Here is a 13,821-nt window from a genome sequence, read left to right on the forward strand (position 1 = left end):
GGTCACTTCCTCCCGCAGGTCAGGTGGGCGAGCGCCGTGTGGACGCTCGCCAGGGCCGTGCCCGGCGTCGGGGACGGGTCGGTGGAGATGGCCTGGCCCACGGCCCACACGTCGGTCGGACCGGAGCCGCCGACGGCCGTGTAGAAGTAGTGGATCCCCTCGACGTTGGGGCCGCCGGGCTGCGCGCCCTCGGGGGTGACCTTCGTCCAGGCCGTTCCGGTACGGTGCAGCACGGCCGAACCGGACACGGCCCACAGGTCGTTCGGGCCCGGGGCGTAGAGGCCGTCCATGAACCCGCCGCTCACGACCCCGGCGGGGCCGGTGTCGACGGACCACTTCTGCCCGTCCCAGTGCATGACGAGGGGCTTGTAGCCGTTCCAGTCACCCCAGCTACCGCGCCAGCCGCCGACGTAGACGTCGTTCGGGCCCTTCGCGAGGACGGTGCTCGCGACGCCGTCGGGCGCGCCGACCTCCGGCATCGTGACCTCGGACCACTTCGCGCCGTCGTAGTGCTGCGCGTAGGGGACGAACGCCCCGGCGTTCGGCAGCCGCCGGAAGCCGACGGCCCAGACGTCCTTGGCCGAGGACGCGCTGACCTGCCACAGCTGCACGCCCCGCGAGGACGCGCCGGGGTTGTCGACGGCCTTCCACTCGGTGCCGTCCCAGTGCTCGATGAGCGCGCCGTTCCCGTCGAGGTCGCCGACCGCCCAGGCGTCGTCCGGCGCGACCGACGCGACGTCGGACAGCCGGACGCGGCTCTTCTCCGGATCGGACGAGACCGCGCCCGGGTACAGCGTCCAGCGGCCGCCGTACCACCGGCCCAGGATCGTCGTCGCGACGTCGCCGGTGCCGCCGCCGGGCGTGACGAGCACCCATCCGCTGGACGGCGAGTCGTACGAGCTGTGGCCTCCCGCGAAGCCACCGCGTTTCGGCTGGTGAGGGATCTGCGGTCCGGTGGCGGTGACCGCGGAGCCGTTCCAGACCGACTCCGACATGCCGCCGCCCCACATGAAGTCGATGCTGGCGGTGAAGCGGACGTCCTTGGCCGAGAGGACCTGGACGTCCTGGACGGAGGACGCGGCGTGCGCCGGGGTCTCCAGCCTCCAGGCGGGAGAGCAGCCCGCGTTCGCGGGAACCGCCGGGCCGGCGGCGAGGACGCCGGTGACCGCGCTGGTGATCAGCGCGCCGAGCCCGAGCAGCGCGGCCGGGCGGAGACTGCGTGAGAAGCGTTCGCCAGGGCGGCGCCTGCGTGAGAAGCGTTCGCCGGAGTGGCGCCTGCGTGGGAGGCGTTCGCTGGAGTGGCGTCTGCGTGGGAGGCGTTCGCGGGGGTGTCGTGAGCGTGGGGGAATTCGCATGGCATGTCTCCTAGAAGGCGCCGGTGCCGTTGGGGGCGCCCATGCCGCTCGGGCCGTCGTAGCCGGTCCGCGCGGTGCACAGGATGCTGCCGCCGCAGGTGCCGTTCGTCCCGGAGGTGATGTCGAACATGTACCGGCGGTGGGTGTAGGGCCGCTGCGGCGCGGGCGTGGACGCGGGGTTGCCCGCGAGCCCGTACACGCCTCCGACGAGCGCGGGCGCGACCGGGCCGCCGGACACGTTCACCCAGCCGCCGTTGCCGGAGTTGAACGCGCTGACCGGCGTGTAGTCGGACGCGACGGCCGCGACGTCGGCGACCGTCCGGCGGTCCCCGCAGTCGCCCTCGCGCTGCCAGGACGGCCGCTTCTCGTACAGCGAGCAGCCGGACGCGGTGGCCCGCCAGGACGTCTCGGCCCAGCCGCGCCTGGTCGCCGGGTCCCGGTACAGGTCCGTCCCGGCGACGGCGACGACGGTCGGGTACGCGGCGGGCAGCAGCTCGTGGCCGCCGCCGTTGAACCCGGTGTCGCCGGACGCCGCGACGATCGCGACGCCGGGGTGGTCGAAGTGCGGCGCCATCGCGTCCTGGCCCTCGTACTCGGGGAACCAGCCGTCCATGACGACGACCGTCCGCGCGCCTTGGGCGACCGCCTGGTCCACGGCCGCGCCCTGGCTGGCGAGGGTGTCGTCGTCGGCCTCGACGAGCAGCAGGGAGCAGTTCGGGCAGGCGGCCGAGGCCATGTCCAGGCCGACGGCCGTGTGCAGCGTCCAGTTCGGGCTGGCGGGCGGCGGCGTCGTGCCGCCGCGCTGGTCGATCTTGCGCAGGCACGGGAACTCGGCGTCGCACACGTGCATGCCGTTCGCCGCGCGGTAGGTGTTCAGGTCCTTCTCGGCCGAGGTGGTGTCCATCGGGACGACCACGGCGATCGTGCTGCCGCCGCCGAGCAGGTCGCTCGGCAGCTTGTAGGCGTCCTGGAGGTCGGCGGCCGTGAGCCCGCCGGGCGGGATGCCGCCCGCGGCGGCCTTCTGCGCGGCGACGCGTCCGGGGCCGGGGGCGGCGAGGCCCGCCTTCGCGGTGAACGTCCGGGCCTTGCCCGCCTTGGGCTTGGCGACCCCGAGCATGCAGTCGCCCTTGGCGGCGGCGCAGCCGGGGCGTCCCTGCGGGGCCGCGCCCGGCGCGAACGCCGGAGCGGACGCCCGAGCGGACGCCGGAGCGGACGCCCGAGCGGACGCGAGTGCGGACGCCGGAGCGGACGCGAGCGCGGACGCCGGAGCGGTCTTCGGCGCGGCCGTCGCGGAGGGCGGGACGGCGGCGAGCAACGTCAGCGCGCCGGCGGCGGCGAGCATGGCCAGCCTCGTTCTGGTGATCCTCATGTCAGCTCCCCGCTCAGCCGTCGAGCCGGTAGGCGTGGACGTTCGTCTGCGTGACGGACGAGCCGTCCGCGTCGCGGGCCGTGACCCGCAGCGACACCCAGCGGTGGTCCCGGTCATAGGCCGGGTGCGTGACGCCCGCGTGGAACACGCCGTCCGATCCGGCCGAGGCGTCCACGGGCTTCGACCAGGTGGCGCCGCCGTCGTAGGAGACCTCGACGGTGGCGGTGACGCCGGTCGGCGCGGCCTGGTACTGCTGGTGCGAGACCCGGAACCCGATGTCGAACGGCTGCCCGGCCTTCGCGCGCGAGTCGTCGTCCAGCTTCAGGTCGAAGTTCACGAACAGCAGCGGGAGGAACGAGCAGCCGCGCGAGGTGTCCAGGCCGCAGAACGCGGTCTTCGGCAGGGTCGCCGCCGCGTCGGCCGGCGCGGACCGGAACGTCCAGTCGGTGGTGACGGGGGCGTCCGGGGTGGCGGGCTCCGCGAGGTCCCAGGTCAGGCGGTAGGTCGCGGGGCGCGGCAGCAGCGGCAGGTTCGCCGGGTCGGGACTGAACGCGCCGGGTTCGGTCTGCGAGTCGTAGGCGAGCCTGCCCTCCCGGTAGAACCGCAGCCGGTTCCCCTCGACCGGGGCGTAGTAGTAGTGGTGGGTGGGGTCGGCGTCCGCGCCGCCCTTCAGGAAGAGCGCGCCGAGATCGCCCTGGCGGCAGGCGGCGCACGCCTGCGCGAGGGCGTCGCCGCCGCCGGGGAGGTGCCCCCCGCCGCCCATGTCGAAGCCGGTGGTCACCAGGTAGTCGGCCGCGATGGACGGCGTGATCGGCCAGGCCGCGAACTCCTGCTGGACGACCTGGCCGGGCTTCAGCGTGCGGCGCAGGTCGTTGAACCGCTCCCCCTTGTCCGGGTTGTAGCCCCACTCCCAGAACACCTCGTCGGGCGCGTCGCTGTACAGGTAGTCGGTGCGGTCACCGGTCGGCACGGGCCCCGAGAAGCCGACCGGGAGGTACGACCAGGGCAGGAACGCGGTGGTGAAGAAGTCCCGGGGGCCGTCGGACGGGTCGTCCCACGGCTTGTTGCGCAGGTGCGACTTCACGGTCGCGAAGTCGGACGGCGCGATCGAGCGCGTCAGGTCCGCCGGGACCGAGCCCTCCGAGATGAAGATCATCTTGTAGGTGGGGCCGGCGCCGAGCGCCTCCTCGGTGCCCGTGCTCAGCGAGGTCGTCGTTGCCCAGTGCAGGGCGCCCTTCGTGACGGTCCTGGTCGGCGTCGCGTAGAGCTTCGGATAGCCGTTGAAGACCGCCGAGCCGAGCCGCATGTTGTAGAAGCCGAGCAGCGCGCCGAGCCCGTTCGGCGGGACGCCGGTCTCGTTCCCGTGCGCGTCCGCGCGGATGAACGACATGAAGTCGATGCGCGGCATGTCCGGCTTCGGCGGCGCGGCGAGGTCGGTCTTGTACTGGACGGCCTTCCGCGCGTCCAGCACGACCGTGGTGTCGGCCTTGACGGTGACCTCCGGCTCGATGACCAGCGCCGCCCGGCTGTCCGGGTCGTCGCCGGGACCGGTGAAGACGCTCGCCTCGATGCTGTAGGTGCCCTCCGGGACGCTGAACGCCCGCTTGCCGCCGCCGGGGAAGTCGATGCCGAAGTCCGCGAGCGCGACGTCGTCGACGTTGTGGACGAACCCGATCATCACGCCGGGCCGGCCGTCCTGGTCGATCGCGTCGACGGTCAGGTTGTGGAAGCGGACTCCGGCCGTCGCCGCCGTCCGCTGGGACGGCTGCTGGACGAGCGGCGGCGCGAGCGGGAGCTTCGGCGCACCGCTGGGCGCGGCCAGCGCGACTCGGTCCACGCCTGACAGCGCGGCCGGGCCGCCCTTGTCGCGAGCCGTCCGCCAGTTCTTCGACAGCAGCCTGCCGAGCCCGGCCGCGTCCTTCTTGGTGACCTTCGCCCGGACCGTCCCGCCGGACGACGAGGTGACGCTCGTCCCGGGCAGCGCCTCCGCCTTCGCCGCGGACGCCTGCACCGTCACCGGCACCGACTTGGCGTTCCTGTCGTCCAGCTCGGCCCGGACCAGGTAGCCGACGTTGAACAGGCGCGGGTCGAGCACCGTGCCGACGTACGGCGCGGCCTTCGCCGGGATCACGTACGTGTCGCCGTTGTAGTCGAACTGCGCGAACGTCCCGCCCTGCGTGCCGGTCGCGCCCTGCTTGCCGGTCGCGCCCTGCTTGCCGGTCGCGCCCTGCTTGCCGGTGGCGCCCTGCTTGTTGGTGGCGCCCTGCTTGTTGGTGGCGCTCAGCGGGGTCGCCTGCTGGGAGCCGTCGGCCGAGACGTCCACGCGGAAGCGGTCGCCGGTGACGAGCGTGACGTCAGCGCTCTTCACGACCTTCCCGGACGCCTTCGCCGGCAGCGCGGGCCTCGGACCCACGCGCGGCGCGGGCGGCTTGGGGGCGCGCTCCCCCGGTCCCGCCGTCGCCGTCCCGGCGGCGGCCCCCGCCGTCGCCAGCACCACGGTCACGCCGACCGCGGCCCCCATCCCCCGCCGCCTTCGTCGCCCCGCCTGCTCGGTCCGCCGCGCTCGCGCGAGCGCCGCGGTGAGTCGGAATCTGGACACGGGTCCTCCTGTCGCTCCTCGGATTCGCCGCCGGACAGACGAGGGCGGCGTCCACCCACTCCTCGTCCTCCGCCTCGGGCTCCTCCGGTTCGTCCGGCTCGTCCGGGCGAACGACCTGCACTCCGGTCATGCCGAAAGGATCACGGCGCGGCGGGGTGCGGCGGCATGGGGAAGATCACCCATTCGCGGCCGGGACGGGGCGTCCGGAAACCGCTGGGGGTGCGGGACGGGACGGCCGAAACCCGTGGGGGTGCGGGCGGGGCGGGGCAGCCAGCGGCGGCGTCCGGGACGGGTCAGCCGGGTGCCTTCGGGGCGGGAGCGGGTCAGCCGGTGGCGGCGTCCGGGCCCTCGGCGAGGTGGGCGGCCAGGGCCGCGCGGGAGCGGAGGCCGAGCTTGCGCAGCGCCGAGGCGAGGTGCTTCTCGACGGTCTTCGGCGACACGAACAGGCGGCCCGCGATGTCGCGGTTGGTCAGGCCCGTCGCGGCGAGTTCGGCGACCTCGCGCTCGCGCGGGGACAGCGCGCCGCCGTAGCCGCGCGGGCCGCGCCGGGCGGCCGGACGCGCCCCGACGTCGATCCCCCAGCGCCGGGCCGTGCCGGCGGCGCGGTCGAGGTCGCGGTGCGCGCCGAGGGCGCCGAACGCGGCGGCTGCCTCGGCCAGGAGCGCGGACGCGGCCGGGGCGTCCACCCCACGTAGCGCCCCGGCCGCGTGCTCTCGCACCCGCGCCGCCTCGTACGGCGCGGGGAGCCCGTCGTACGCGCGCGCGGCCGTCGCGAACTCCGCCGCCGCGCGCCTGCCGCCGCCGTCCTCGGCGGCGGCCAGCAACCCGCGCGCGTACGGTAGCGCACATCCGGCCAGTGGCGCGTCAAGTCCGTCCAATCGGGCGGTGTACCGCGCTGTCAGCTCGCGCGCCGCGCCCGTCCGGTCCGCCGCGATCATGGCTCCGACCAGCGCCGGAACCGCCCGGACGCCGACCGCCCACATCCCGCGCGACTCCCACAGCTCGACGTGCGCGGCCGTGTCGGCGAGCGCCGCGGCCGCCTCGCCGTTCGCGGTCGCGGGCCGCAGCCACGCCTCCACGATGATCCCGAGCAGCATCCCGTCGCCCGGCATCGCCATCGCGCCGACCTCGCGCAGCCGCGCCACGGCGTCCGGGCGGCTCCCGGTCGCGACGTCCAGGCAGGCGGCGACGGCCTCGGCGAACATCCGCTCGGTGCGGTCGCTCAGGCCGTCCAGGACCTCGGGCGCGGCGTCGGCCAAGCCGTCCCACTCGCCGCGCAGGTAGGACACCAGCAGCAGCCCGGCGCGGCTACGGTAGGCGATCCCGCCGGTCGGGTCCACCTCGGTGCCGATCGACAGGGCCGTCCGCAGCGAGTCGCGGGCGAGCTCGTGGTGGCCCGCGTACCCGGCGGCCAGCCCGAGCGAGTAGAACGCGTTGGCGCGCCGCGAGTCGATCTCGGCGGGCGCGGCGCGCAGCCGGTCCCGCAGCCCGGTCCAGCGCGGGTCGCCGGTGATGAGCCGCGCCATCGCCGCCTTGCCGAGCACGAACTGCCGCTGCGCGGGCTCCTCGATCCGCGGGACGGTCGCGACCGCGCGGTCCATCCAGCGCGCGCGTTCGGCCACCGCGAGGCCGGTCGGCTCGGTCGGCATGCCGAGCGCGAGCATCGCCCACGCGGCGAGGTCCGGACGCCCGTCCAGGTCCTCCACCGACTCGCGGACGGTCGCCCACTTCTCGTGCGGGTCGAGGCCGACCGAGTCCAGGTGCAGGCCGAGCCGGAACCGGAGCTCGGCGCGGAGCCGGCGGGGCAGGTCGGCGTCCAGCGCGCGGGCGAACACCGGCCGCAGGTCCGGGACGTGCAGCAGCTCGAACGCCGCCTCGCCCAGCCGGACGGTCAGCTCCGCCCGCCGGACCGGCCCGAGCTCGGCGTCCCGCAGCACGCCGTCCAGCAGCCGGAACGCCTCGGCGTCGTCGCGCAGCTCCATCGCCTGCTCGGCGGCCCGGACGGCGACGTCCACCCACTCCCGCACGCGCCCGGACTCGCGCAGGTGGTGGGCGAGGACGCCGAGCGGCACCCGGTCCAGGTGCCGGACCGCGTCGGCGGCGCGGCCGTGCAGGTCGCGGCGGCGCGCGGCGGGGATCTCCTCGTACACCGCCTGCGCGGCGAGGACGTGCCGGAACCCGAAGCCGCCGCCGCGCTCGGCGATCAGCCCGGACTCGACGGCCTCGTCCAGGCCGTCCGGGGTGCCGCCCCGGGCGGCGTCCAGCAGGACGGACTGCGGCACGCCGGTCATGAGGACGGCGGCGGCCTCGGCGACCGCGCGGGCGCCGTCCGACAGCCGCGCGACGCGTTCCAGCACCGAGTCGCGGACGCGCACCGGGACGTCCAGCTCGGCGACCGTCCGGCGGGCCCAGCGGCCGTGCCGCCAGGCGAGCGTCCCGCGCTGCCGCAGCAGCGCCAGCAGCTCCTGGACGGCGAGCGGCACGCCCGATCCGCGCTCGCACAGGTAGGCGGCGAGCTCGTCGGTGATGCGGTCGGCCTCCAGGATCGCCTGCGCCAGCTCGCGGGTGCGGGCGACGTCCAGCGGGGCGAGCTCGATCCGCTCGCGGGTCACCTCGGCGGCCGGGCGCGCCGAGACGAGCCGCAGGTCCGGGCCCGCGTCCTCGCCCCGGTAGGTGACCACGACCGACAGCGCGGGCGGCGGCGCGGACAGCAGGTAGTCGAGGAACTCCAGCGTCTGCCCGTCCGCCCAGTGCGCGTCCTCCACGACCAGGACGGCCGGGCCGAGCGCGGCGCACACCTCGGCCAGGCCGCGGAAGATCCGGTGCCGCTCGGCGAGCCGGTCGCCGAGCGGCTGCGGCGCGGGCGGCAGGACGTCCTCCAGCTCGGGCAGCAGCGGACGCAGCGCGCCCGCGACCCGCGACAGGCCCGCCTCGGCGAGCGCCGGCCCGGTGTCGCGGAGCGCCTCGACGATCGGGCCGAGCGGGAACGGCTCGCGGATCCGGCGGCACGTCCCGGCCAGGATCCGCCGGCCCGCAAGCTCCGGGCGGGCGGCCATCTCGGCGACCAGGCGGGTCTTGCCGATGCCCGCCTCACCGGTCACCACGGCGACCGCCGGGGGCCGCCGCACCGCGGCCACCAGCCGCGCCATCTCCTCGTCCCGCCCCACCAGCAGGGGCGAGACGACCCGTCCGACGACCGTCCGACCGTCCGCACTCATAGGCCGCGCATCCGCCCTCCGACCCCGGTCTCTTCTGGCTCGGACTCCACCGATCTCGGCTCGGACTACCCCAACGGCCCCGTGCCGCCATTAAACCCCGGCAAGATCCATTCCGCCATGGCGCGCAGGGCGCCCGGATCAGCCGGCCGCGCGGGCGAGGGCGGCGTAGCGTTCGCCCATGCGGCGCAGGCCCTCGGCGTCCGGGTGGAGGCCGTCGGGGAGGTGCGCGAGGTCGTCCCGGCCGAACAGCTCGCGGCCGTCCAGGTAGGTGAGATGGCGGTCGCCGCGCGCCCGCCGCACGCGGACGGCCTCGGCGAGCACGTCGCGGATCGCCTCCAGGGTGAGGTCGCCGTGCGCCTCGACGATCGTTCCGTCGTCCTCCTCGCGGACGGTCCGCGTGCTCGTCTCGCGCTCCGGGCTGAGGATCGGCGAGACGACCGTGATCGGCACGTCCGGGCGGCGCTCGCGCAGCGTGGCGAGGAAGCCGTGGACGGCGGGCAGGAACGCGCGCTCCCGCATCGACGCGCGGTTGTGCACGTTGATGCCGAGCTTGAGGGTGATGTGGTCGGCGGGCAGGCCGGCGATCGCGCGCGCCACGAGCGGGTCGAGGTGGCACTGGCCGCCGAACCCGAGGCTGGTGAGGTGGCGGCCGAGCAGCCGCGCGGCGACGGCGGGCCAGGTCCCGGCGGGTCCGGCCGTCATGCCGTGGGTGATGCTGCTGCCGTAGACGACCCAGCGCGGGCGGTCGTCCGGCGCGGGCGGCTCGATCGTGCCGTCCGGGGCGGTGACGGTCCCGATCTTCAGGGCCGGACGGTGCGGAAGCCACAGCTCGAGGTCCTTCGGCCCGGACGGCAGCCCCTCGAAGGCCACGACGCGCGCGTCCATGCCGGTGACGAGCGAGGAGTGCGGCCCGCCGTCGACGAACAGGTCGTACCGGAGCTCGTCCACCTGCTCGCCGCCGACCACGACGGGCTCGACCTCGACGGCGACGCGCGTCGCGGACGTGCGCCAGCGCAGCCGGACACCGCTCGGGTTCGCGGCGCGCACGACCAGGTCGGGATGGTGCAGGTCCAGGTCCTCGGGCGGCAGCCGCCAGGGCCGCACCCAGCCCGGCCCGCGTTCCAGGCCGAGCGCTCCCTCGACGGTCACCACGCCGTCGTGCAGGACGTACCGGTTCGTGTCTCCCATGTCCGGTGAACCCCGGCGCGCCGCCCGATCTTCCGGGTGGGCCTGTGACCGGGTGGACCGGATGTGGCCGATGAGGGAAGCTGGCAGGGACGGCGATCGCCTCCGCCGCGATCGCCTTCACCACGATCGCCTTCACCACGATCGCCTTCACGACGATCGCCTTCACGAGGATCGTTCGCCACGATCGCCTTCGCCGCCACGATCGCGAGGTGCCGCCGATGCCGGCCTGGACGGGTTCGCTGGAGAGTCGCCGGGCCGAGTTCCTGCGCGGTTTCCTGTGGCCGCTCGCGCTGGTCGTCCTGACGCCGCCGACCGTGGTCGTCCTGTGGGAGACGTGCCGCTACCTCGGCGGATCGCTGTGGCGCCTCACCACCGCGGACGGCTGGGACGTCATCGGCGACCACTTCCCCGCGCCGACCTGGACGGCGGCCGGGATCATCGTCGGATTCCTCGCGTTCGAGGCGCTGCTGCTGCGGTTCCTGCCCGGCCGCCACGACCACGGCCCGGTGACGCCCGCCGGGCAGCGCCCCCGGTACCGGCTGAACGGCGTCGCCGCGTGGGCCGTCACGCACGCGGCCTTCCTCGCCGGCTCGTACGGGCTGCACTGGTTCTCGCCGGGCGTCCTCTACGCGCGGTTCGGGGAACTGCTCATCACGATGTGCGCGAGCTGCCTCGTCCTGTGCTGGCTGCTCTACCTGAAGGGGCGGTACGCGCCGTCCAGCGCGGACGCCGGGGCGAACCGGACGCTCGTCATGGACTACTTCTGGGGCGTCGAACTCCATCCCTCGGTGTTCGGGATCGACCTGAAGCAGCTGTTCAACTGCCGGTTCGGGATGATGGGCTGGAGCCTGCTCGTCGTCTCGTTCGCGGGCTACCAGCACCACACGACCGGCCACCTCACCAACGCGCTCGCCGTCTCGGTGCTCCTCCAGGTCGTCTACATCGTGAAGTTCTTCGTCTGGGAGGGCGGCTACTTCGCCAGCCTGGACGTGATGCACGACCGGTTCGGCTACTACCTGTGCTGGGGCGTCACGACCTGGCTGCCCGGCGTCTACACGCTCGCCGCGCAGTACCTGACGGCGAACCCGCGCGACATCCCCGCGCCCGCCGCCGTCGCGCTGCTCGTCGTCGGGCTCGGCGCGATCTGGGTCAACTACGACGCCGACCGGCAGCGGCAGCGCACCCGCCGCACGGACGGCCGGACCCGCGTCTGGGGCCGCCCGCCCGAGCTGATCCGCGCCCGCTACACCACCGATGACGGGCGGACGCACGACAGCCTGCTGCTCGTCTCGGGCTGGTGGGGGCTCGCGCGGCACTTCCACTACCTGCCGGAGCTCGTCGCCGCGCTGACCTGGAGCCTGCCCGCCGGGCCCGGCCGCCTGCTGCCGTACTTCTACCCGATCTTCCTCGCGATCCTGCTGGTCGACCGGACCGGACGCGACGACCGGCGCTGCGCCGCCAAGTACGGCCCCTACTGGGACGAGTACCGCCGCCGGGTGCGGTGGCGGATCGTCCCCTACGTGTTCTGAGGGCCGTTCCAGATCGGGCGGACCTCGACCTGGCCGATCCGCGCCCACGGGTGCCGGGCGGCGGCGTCCAGCGCGGCGTCGCGGTCCGGGGCGTCGATCAGCGTGAAGCCGCCGATCTGGTCGCGGGTCTCGGCGAACGGGCCGTCGGTGACCAGGACGTCCTCCTCGCGCACCTTCACCGTCGCCGCCTCGTTCGCGGGCCGCAGCCCCGCGCCGCCGCGCAGGTAGCCGAGGCGGACCATCTCCTCGGTCCACTCGGCGCAGCCCGCCCGGGCCGCCTCCTCGACCTCCTCGTCGGTCAGGCCGGTGGACGCGTCGCTACAGAACATCAGCATGAACTCCACACTCCCGATTATTCGCCCGCGGCGATCTCGGTGAGGCGGCGGGCGAGGAAGCGGCGTTCGGCCTCGGTCGGCGCGAGCCGCAGGGCCGCCCGGTAGGCGTCCGCGGCCTCGTCCCGGCGGCCGAGGCGGCGGAGCAGGTCGGCGCGCGTGGCGGGCAGGAGGTGGTGGGCGGGCAGGACGCCGCGCGCGTCCAGGTCGTCCACGAGGGCGAGCCCGGCGGACGCCCCGTACGCCATGGCCACCGCGACCGCCCTGTTCAGCTCGACGACCGGCGACGGGACGCGCCTCGCGAGCGACGCGTACAGCGCCGCGACGCGCTTCCAGTCGGTCTGCTCGGGGGTGGGCGCGGTGGCGTGGCAGGCGGCGATCGCGGCCTGCAGCCCGTACGGTCCCTCGTGTCCTCGGAGCCCGGCCAGGAGGGCGACGCCCTCCTCGATCTCGGCCCGGTCCCAGCGGCTCCGGTCCTGCTCGTCGAGGAGGACGAGGTCGCCCGACTCGTCCTGCCTGGTCTCGCGGCGGGCGTCGTGGAGGAGCATCAGGGCGAGCAGGGCGCGCGCCTCCGGTTCGTCCGGGAGCAGCCGCACGAGGACGCGGGCCAGCCGGATCGCCTCGGCGCAGAGCTCCTCGCGGACGAGGTTCTCGCCGCCGGTCGCCGCGTACCCCTCGCTGAACAGCAGGTACAGGACGCCCAGGACCGCGCTCGTCCGCTCTGGCAGGTCCTCGGGCGGCGGCACCCGGAACGGGACGCCCGCGTCCCGGATCTTCCGCTTCGCCCGGGTCAGGCGCTTGGCCATCGTCGCCTCGGGGACGAGGAACGCGCGCGCGATCTCGGCCGTGGTCAGCCCGGCCAGCGTGCGCAGCGCGAGCGCCACCCGCGCCTCCGGCGCCAGCGCGGGATGGCAGCACACGAAGATCAGCCGCAGCCGCTCGTCCGGTATCTCGTGCTCTTCGTTCTCGGTCATGGTCTCGGCGAGTTCGCGGAGCTTGGCCGCGCCGACCGCGCGCCGCCGCAACACGTCGGTCGCGCGGTTGCGGGCGGTGCGCGTGAGCCACGCGCCCGGACGCTCCGGAACGCCGTCGCGCGGCCAGCGCTCGACGGCGCGCGCGAACGCGTCCTGGGCGCACTCCTCGGCGAGGTCCCAGTCGCCGGTGACCGCGATGAGCGTCGCCACGATCTGCCCCCATTCATCGCGAAACGCCCGCCCAACCACATCCGGAACCTCCGCAGGCCGCGCGGGCGCGTCCGACACCCCCGCGCGGCACGCGGGCGCGCGCGGGACGTCCGCGGGGCAAGCGGACGCGGCCGGAGCTTCCGCGGGCGCCGCGGGGGCGGCCGGGGCTTCCGCGGAGGTCGCGGGGGTGGCTGGGACCTCTGGGGTCATCGGGCCCTGACGAACTCGGCGAGGACGGGGGCGAGGGCCTCGGGCGCGACGTCGTGGGACTGGCCGGGGAGGGAGGCGACGCGTCCGTCCGGGACGAGGGCGGCCAGGCGGCGCGCGGTTTCGGCCGTCCACGGCGGGCTCGCCTCACCGAAGATCGCGAGCGTCGGAACGCGGACGGCGCGCGCCACGTCCTCCGGGATCACGCTGCCCGCGGTGAACGCGCCCATGGCGGCGGCGTCGTGGTCGAGGGTGTGCGCGATCGCCTCCAGGGCGGGGAACATCGGCGCGTGCCGCATGCCCTCGGCCATCTCGGGCGGCATCCCGATGCCGGACATGAACGCGACGACGGCGTCCGCGCGCCGTCCCTCCGCCAGGAGCGCGCTCACGGCCTCGGCGGTCTCCCTGGCCTGCGCGCTCCGGTCGTCCGGGACGAACGGGACCTCGTACAGCGCGATCCGCGACACCGGCACGCCGTCGGCCGCCGCGCGGAGCGCGAGCGCCCCGCCGGACGACATCCCGTACAGCGCGGGCGTCCCGCCGACGGCGTCCACGAGCGCCCGCAGATCCTCCACCTCGCGCGCCGCCGCGTTCGCGCGGTCGTCGCCGGTGATCGTCCCGCCGCCGTCGCCAGCGGCCGCGTTGTCGCCGCTGTCGCCGCGGCCCCGGCGGTCATAGCGGACGACGGTGAGCGTCCCGTCCAGCGCGTCCGCGAGGGGCAGCGCCGTCATCCGGTCGTTGAACGCGCCGCCGACCACGATGACGACCGGGCCCTCGCCGGACGCCTCGTACGCGATGGGCGTCCCGTCCGCCGAAATGACCTTGTGCATGGCTCCATCC

9 protein-coding genes are annotated in these 13,821 nt (G+C 75.2%); 1 reads left to right on the top strand and 8 read right to left on the bottom strand.

Features of this window, described 5'->3' with window-relative positions; all coding sequences use genetic code 11:
* Positions 1 to 2: 2 nt before the first annotated feature.
* The 5 genes from ACFPCY_RS31265 to ACFPCY_RS31285 form a co-directional block, all read right to left on the bottom strand.
* Entirely contained in the window at positions 3 to 1,355 is a 1,353-nt protein-coding gene (locus tag ACFPCY_RS31265) for a hypothetical protein (protein WP_378261119.1), read from the bottom strand.
* Between the two features lie 10 nt (positions 1,356 to 1,365).
* Positions 1,366 to 2,724, bottom strand: a complete 1,359-nt coding sequence (locus ACFPCY_RS31270; RefSeq protein ID WP_378261121.1) for a S8/S53 family peptidase — start codon at positions 2,722 to 2,724, stop codon at positions 1,366 to 1,368.
* A gap of 13 nt (positions 2,725 to 2,737) precedes the next feature.
* Positions 2,738 to 5,323, bottom strand: coding sequence for a hypothetical protein (locus ACFPCY_RS31275; RefSeq protein WP_378261123.1), 2,586 nt, complete (start codon positions 5,321 to 5,323; stop codon positions 2,738 to 2,740).
* A gap of 323 nt (positions 5,324 to 5,646) precedes the next feature.
* Positions 5,647 to 8,541: an ATP-binding protein gene (locus ACFPCY_RS31280; RefSeq protein ID WP_378261125.1), complete on the bottom strand. Its 2,895-nt coding sequence runs from the start codon at positions 8,539 to 8,541 to the stop codon at positions 5,647 to 5,649.
* A gap of 138 nt (positions 8,542 to 8,679) precedes the next feature.
* Complete coding sequence (locus ACFPCY_RS31285; RefSeq protein ID WP_378261127.1) at positions 8,680 to 9,729, bottom strand: SGNH/GDSL hydrolase family protein; 1,050 nt, start codon at positions 9,727 to 9,729, stop codon at positions 8,680 to 8,682.
* A 218-nt stretch (positions 9,730 to 9,947) separates the two neighbouring features.
* Between ACFPCY_RS31285 and ACFPCY_RS31290 the strand changes: the two genes are divergently transcribed.
* The gene (locus tag ACFPCY_RS31290) at positions 9,948 to 11,258 is read left to right on the top strand and encodes a phosphatidylethanolamine N-methyltransferase family domain-containing protein (protein ID WP_378261129.1); all 1,311 of its coding nucleotides are present in this window, start codon (positions 9,948 to 9,950) and stop codon (positions 11,256 to 11,258) included.
* On the opposite strand, the gene ACFPCY_RS31295 is transcribed toward ACFPCY_RS31290, so the two are convergent.
* From ACFPCY_RS31295 to ACFPCY_RS31305, 3 genes are all read right to left on the bottom strand, one after another.
* Positions 11,246 to 11,593 carry a YciI family protein gene (locus ACFPCY_RS31295; protein WP_378261461.1) on the bottom strand — a complete coding sequence of 116 codons (348 nt, stop codon included), beginning with the start codon at positions 11,591 to 11,593 and terminating at the stop codon, positions 11,246 to 11,248. The two genes, ACFPCY_RS31290 and ACFPCY_RS31295, sit on opposite strands and share 13 nt — an antisense overlap.
* A gap of 17 nt (positions 11,594 to 11,610) precedes the next feature.
* Positions 11,611 to 12,774 (bottom strand): RNA polymerase sigma factor, encoded by a 1,164-nt coding sequence (locus tag ACFPCY_RS31300; protein ID WP_378261131.1) that lies wholly within the window; start codon positions 12,772 to 12,774, stop codon positions 11,611 to 11,613.
* A 206-nt stretch (positions 12,775 to 12,980) separates the two neighbouring features.
* Complete coding sequence (locus ACFPCY_RS31305; RefSeq protein WP_378261133.1) at positions 12,981 to 13,811, bottom strand: alpha/beta fold hydrolase; 831 nt, start codon at positions 13,809 to 13,811, stop codon at positions 12,981 to 12,983.
* Between the last annotated feature and the right edge of the window lie 10 nt (positions 13,812 to 13,821).

Origin of the sequence: Actinomadura gamaensis (genome assembly GCF_042652125.1) — a bacterium.
GTDB classification, from domain to species: Bacteria; Actinomycetota; Actinomycetes; order Streptosporangiales; family Streptosporangiaceae; genus Spirillospora; species Spirillospora gamaensis.